Below are 5,199 nucleotides of genomic sequence, written 5' to 3'. Positions count from 1 at the left end.
GGAACAGTTCCCACAACTCGTCCGGCACCAGCCGCTCAACGATCCCCACCACGACCGACAGCCTACCCAGGCAGCCAAATGAGATGGCGTCTTAACGGCTATGTGCACCTCGCCACCGAGAACGATCCCCGCCGTGGGTACGTGCCAGTTCGCCTTTGTGCGCCTCGTCACGGGGGACCGGCCGCTCGCTGAGGGGAACTGCCAGTCCGTTGCGCTTCACGAAGGAGCACAGCACCTCCGCGATCGGCCCGCAGTCGTCCGGCGAGTCATGGGCTATGCGTTCGAGGGCGTAGATCGCGCCGATCCGTACTTCCGGGCTGGTGCTGCCCAGTTGCTCCACGGCTGCCGTGAAGCGCTGGGTGATCTGCCCTTGGCGGCTGACTTCCAGCTGCCGCCAGGTGAAGTACGCACCGATCAGCAGGCTACGCCCGCCAGGCCCTGCCGCAGCGTGGTGCGGATGTCGTTGACCGCCTTCGCCCGGTCTGCGACGGGTGTCGAGGGAGCGTCCCAGCTCAGCAGGTAGCGCGGTGCTACGACGGTGACGAAGGCGACCAGCACCACGCTGCCGCAAACTACGGCGAGGCCCGTCGCCCATGACCGGCCGACGCGGCGCGGCGCGGGGGGTATCTCCTCGCGTAGGGAGTGTCCGGGCAGGACCCTCTGTCCTCTGGACGACCTGGCCATCCCCCACCACTTCCTGCCAACGCTCGCCGCAATGGCAGAAGGATGCGTCTCGGCAGCCGTCTTCAAACGCCCGTACACGACCTCGCCTAGAAGGCGGCGGGTTCAGGCACAGGCAAAGCTCAGAGTCACCGAATAGCGCACGGTCAGAACACCGCCTCTTCACCAGTATGGGACCGGACAGGCCGCCCGGGGCGCCGCGACCGGCCTGGTTGCCGTCATCTGGGAGCTGGTGTCGATCATTGCGCTGAACGGTGTCGGACAGCGCCCTCGGACCACCACGATCAACCTAATCGGCGATGTACACGCGGCCATGCAACCTGAGAAGGACACAAGCGCGGAAGAGGCCGGTGCTGAATGACCACATCAGTCCCACGCGCCGGTTGAATCACCCCACGGCGGCGCGCCCAGCCAGTTGCCGTCTTCGATCTCCTCGACACCGTTCGCTGAGCTGCGAACGTCGTTGCGCTCTCGACCTTGTCGGAGCGAGAGGAAACCCCAACAGTGTTCACCCTGCCGACGTGCTGGGCAGGCGGGGTCGGACGCTCGGGTTTTTGCGTCGTAGTGCCTTGCGCTGTGACAGGACCGCGGGGCGTGGACGGCCCCTGCACGCAGCGCCCTGGGCAGGGGCCGCCTCCATGACTCGCCGCGGTGCGGTAGCGGGCGGAGCAGTCCCACCCTGCCTGCGCGACCGCCTGCGAGAGCGCCGCTGGCGCCCACTGCGCAGGCTCGCCTGCTGGAACGCCTGGAGGCTGCGCAACCGTGAAGGCCCTGCGAGGTTCAGGCGGCCCCCCGGGGTGATCTTCAGAGAGCGAAGGTTTTTGACGTAGCCCTCACGTGCGACGGCTCCGGCGTGCGGGTCGTGTCAGTGGTGAGGGCTAAGGTGCGCTGTCGTGGATGCTGCTGATCTTGACTACCGGGCCCGAACGCTGACGGGCTGCATTCCTCCGCCGCTGGTGGCGCGGATTCTCCAACTCGGTCATGAGCGCGAAGTGGAGTTGCAGGCCAGCCGCGGAGAGTGGTTCTGCGCGCTAGAGTGGGCACGGCTGCTCGGACATCGGGGCCAGCGCGAGCAGGCGTTGGAGGTGCTCGCTCCGTACGTCGCCACGAACTGGTGGCCGGCGGCCCAAGCGCGGGCGGAGCTGCTGGAGGGCTGGGGCCGGACGGAGGAGGCGATCGCGCTGTCCCGCCCGTACGCGGAGGCCGGTGACCGGCTGGCGCTGGTCTTCTTCGCGCGCCTGCTGGCCCGCCACGGCCGCGGCGGCGAGGCGTTCATGCTGCTGCGCGCCGGGATCCAGGACTGGTTCCTCGCCGAGTGCCTGGTCGACGTCGCCGAAGCGGCGGGCATGGACGAGGAAGCGGCGGCCCTGTTGGAGGCCCGGGTGGAAGCAGCGGTCCCCGCTTGCGAGGACCCTGACTGCAACAACCTCCGGATGGAACCGTCCAACGCGATCGGCCTGCTCGCCGCGATCAGGGAACGCCAGGGCCGGATCGAGGAGGCGATCGCCCTGCTGCACACTCGCAAGGTCACCTCCGTCAACGGCCGTGACCAGCTGGCCGACCTGCTGGCCAGGCACGACCGGATCACGGAACTGCGTGCCTACGCGGCGTCCGAGCACCACGGGCACGCCGCGCAGCGCCTTGCCGAAGTGCTGGAGGAAAGCGGCGACGTGGAAGGCGCGATCGCCGCCTACCGCACCTTCGGTGCCACGCCGTCCGGCATGTGGCAGGTGATTGTCCCGCTGTCCGAGCTCCTGGTCCGGCACGGACGGGGCGACGAGGCGATCGAGGTGATGCGCGCATTCACCGAACGGCCCGGCGGCGCGGAGGACTGGATCGTCCACACTCTTTGCACCCTGTATGCCGACCACGGCCGGCCCCGGGACGGCCTGGCCCACCTCGATGCCCTCAAGGCGCGATGCGGCGGCAGGGAGGACTGGGACCCTTTTCAGATGCGGCTTCCGCTCATGGCCGACTGCGGCCTGCTCGATGAAGCGATCGAGCAGGCGCGGGCGCACCCCGAAGGCGACACCTGGTACGCGGCCTGGGTCCTGTCCGACGTGCTTGCCGAAGCCGGCCGCACCGAGGAAGCTGCCGCAGTCCTCGAACGACACCCGACATTCAACACCTCTCCCCGCGCCGAGCGCCTCATCGACCTCGGCCGCGTCGAAGACGCTGTACGAGTACTCCAGCAGCCGATGCCCAAACCGACCACACCCGCCTGGGACGGCGCCTACTTCACCGAACCACCGTTCTGACAGCGTCTCCACCGTACGTGGCGGGCCGGTTCAGCCGTTGCCCTCGTCGTCTTCGGCGGCGTCCGGGGCCCGGAAAAGGCGCAGTCCCTGGTCGGGTCCGCTGGCAACTCGAAGCCTGACGTCTCCGCCTGCGCAACGATCTCGCGAACTGCACTGAAGCTCGAGATCACGGGCTCAACGGCAGCTTTGAGCTGCGCGAGGTCACTCAAGCTCCCGACCGCACAGAACATGCCGGCCTCGCTGTCAAAATCGAGGCGCTCAGCGATGTCCGGCCAAGCGAACTGCACAAGACCTTCCCAGAAGTACCCGTTCGGCTAGTGCCCAGAGCCCACTACCGCAGCATCGGCGAGCAGGTCACCGACAGTGATCGTCAGCGAGTGCTCGCCGTCAAAGTCATGCAGGGTGATGGTCACGGCGCGATCTTCCCATGCCCAGTGAACAGGTCCGGTTGTCCTCCCGAGTCACTCCCGACCCCGGTGAACCTTTCCGGTCACAGCGCTAGTAGGACTCCGTTAGGTCTGTCTTGATCTGGGTGTTGTGTGGGGCCTGCTGGGCAGGGGTTGGTGGCAGGTGGTGCAGATGCCGGTCCAGCACCTCAAGATGTCTTGGAGGGCGTCGAGGGTCTGGTAGAGAGTGAGTCCGGTGCGGGTGCTTTTGGGGCCAGCCGTTGTTCGGTGAGGAAGGCGTGGGCGGTGGTCACGAGGGTGACGTGGTGGTGCCAGCCCGGCCAGGAACGGCCTTCGAAGTGGTCCAGGCCCAGGCCGTGCTTGAGTTCTCGGTAGTCGTGCTCGATGCGCCAGCGGACCTTGGCCAGGCGGACCAGGTCAGCGATCGCCGTGTCGGCCGGCAGGTTGGAGAGCCAGTAATCGGTGGGAGCCTCGGCCTCTTCGGGCCACTCGACGAGCTGCCAGCAGTCGGGCAGGATGCCGTCCCACCAGCCCTGCTCGGCCGAGGCAGCGGCTTTGATCGGACGCTCGACGGCCTTGCCGGCGGGGCGGACGCGCACGGCGGCGAAGCGGGACCGTAACTTGCCGCGCGTGCCCTGCCGCCAGGCGATGGTGGTGAACGCCTGCGGCTGGAGACCGGCGGCCAGGGCTGCCATCGATGGTGCGGGCTGTCGGTAGCGGGGCTGGGGCCAGCAGCCGATGGGTCCGTTGCGGTCCGGCGTCTCGGGTTTCGCGTCGAAGGGGTGGGCGGTCACGTCCGCGCGGACGGCCAGCACGTAGTCGATTCCGCGGTCCGTCAGGGCGGCCCGCAGGTGTGCGTTGGTGCCGTAGGCGGCGTCGGCCACGACGACCGGCGACCTCATTCCCCAGTCGGCCAGCGTGTCGAGCATGTCCAAAGACAGCCGCCACTTCTCGCGGTGCGTGACCTCGGGCGGGACGCGGGTGGCAGTCCTGCGGTCGTCGTCCGCTTCCCATTCCTTGGGCAGGAACAGCCGCCACTGCAGCGGGCAGGAGGCGGTGTCGGTCGCGGCGTGGACGCTGACCGCGACCTGGCAGTTGGCGCGTTTGCCCAGGGCTCCGCAGTACTGCGGGGCCACAGCGACCGACATTCTTCCGTCCTTGGGTACGGACACGTCGTCGATCACCCAGGCCGTCGGGGCGATGAGCGGGAGCATGCGTTCGCAGATCCGCCGCTGCACCGGCACGGGATCCCAGGTGGACTGGTTCACGAACTGCTGGAGGTTCTGCTCGTTGCCGTCCGGCAGCCGAGCGGCCATGGCCTGGATCGACTTGCGGCGGCCGTCCAGCATCAGTCCCCGCAGGTAGCAGTCACCCTTGGCCAGCTGATCCTTGCGCGGCACCGAGGCGAACACATCAGCCACGTATAACGCCAACCTGGCCCGTACACGCTTTACTTCGTGTGCATCCAGACATCCAACATGCCCAGGAACAGCCGAACTCGAAGACCTAACGGAGTCCTACTAGCTGTGAAAGCCCTGGCCCATGCCGCGTCCCGAAGCCGAAGAAGACCAGCTGACGAAGTGGTGCCAGCCAATCCGTTCGGCCCCGAGCGCACACTCAAGATCGCGGAAGCGGAGGGTGGACTCGTGTCTGTCGCCGACCCCTACCCCTGGTGCGGAAGCCGCGATCCCCTGCCTGCTGATACCACCCGCTGCTGCTTTCGCGGGCCCGCTCAGCCGCATCCCCGGCTGGGCGGGTGGGAGTGTCTTGTTTTTCGTGTAAGCCCTGATGTTGATGCTTCTCGTGGTTGATTCGGGTGTTACTGATTGTCGATGACGCGGTCGCCGTAGAAG

General features: G+C 67.6%; 3 protein-coding genes and 1 pseudogene. 1 reads left to right on the top strand and 3 read right to left on the bottom strand.

The window, feature by feature from the left end; genetic code table 11:
- Nucleotides 1–414: 414 nt before the first annotated feature.
- Nucleotides 415–561: a hypothetical protein gene (locus tag ABZ484_RS38330; protein WP_358870575.1), complete on the bottom strand. Its 147-nt coding sequence runs from the start codon at nt 559–561 to the stop codon at nt 415–417.
- Nucleotides 562–1,574: 1,013 nt separating this feature from the next.
- Between ABZ484_RS38330 and ABZ484_RS38325 the strand changes: the two genes are divergently transcribed.
- Nucleotides 1,575–2,939 (top strand): hypothetical protein, encoded by a 1,365-nt coding sequence (locus ABZ484_RS38325; RefSeq protein ID WP_358870574.1) that lies wholly within the window; start codon nt 1,575–1,577, stop codon nt 2,937–2,939.
- Here the strand turns inward: ABZ484_RS38325 and ABZ484_RS38320 are convergent.
- A pseudogene (locus tag ABZ484_RS38320) lies at nt 2,915–3,238 on the bottom strand (hypothetical protein); the annotation flags it as partial. The gene ABZ484_RS38325 and the pseudogene ABZ484_RS38320 overlap by 25 nt on opposite strands.
- 296 nt (nt 3,239–3,534) lie before the next feature.
- Nucleotides 3,535–4,815 carry an IS701 family transposase gene (locus ABZ484_RS38315; protein WP_358870576.1) on the bottom strand — a complete coding sequence of 427 codons (1,281 nt, stop codon included), beginning with the start codon at nt 4,813–4,815 and terminating at the stop codon, nt 3,535–3,537.
- Nucleotides 4,816–5,199 lie beyond the last annotated feature (384 nt).

Origin of the sequence: Streptomyces sp. NPDC006393, assembly GCF_040628575.1 — a bacterium.
GTDB lineage: Bacteria > Actinomycetota > Actinomycetes > Streptomycetales > Streptomycetaceae > Streptomyces.
This window is presented reverse-complemented; position numbering and strand designations above follow the sequence as displayed.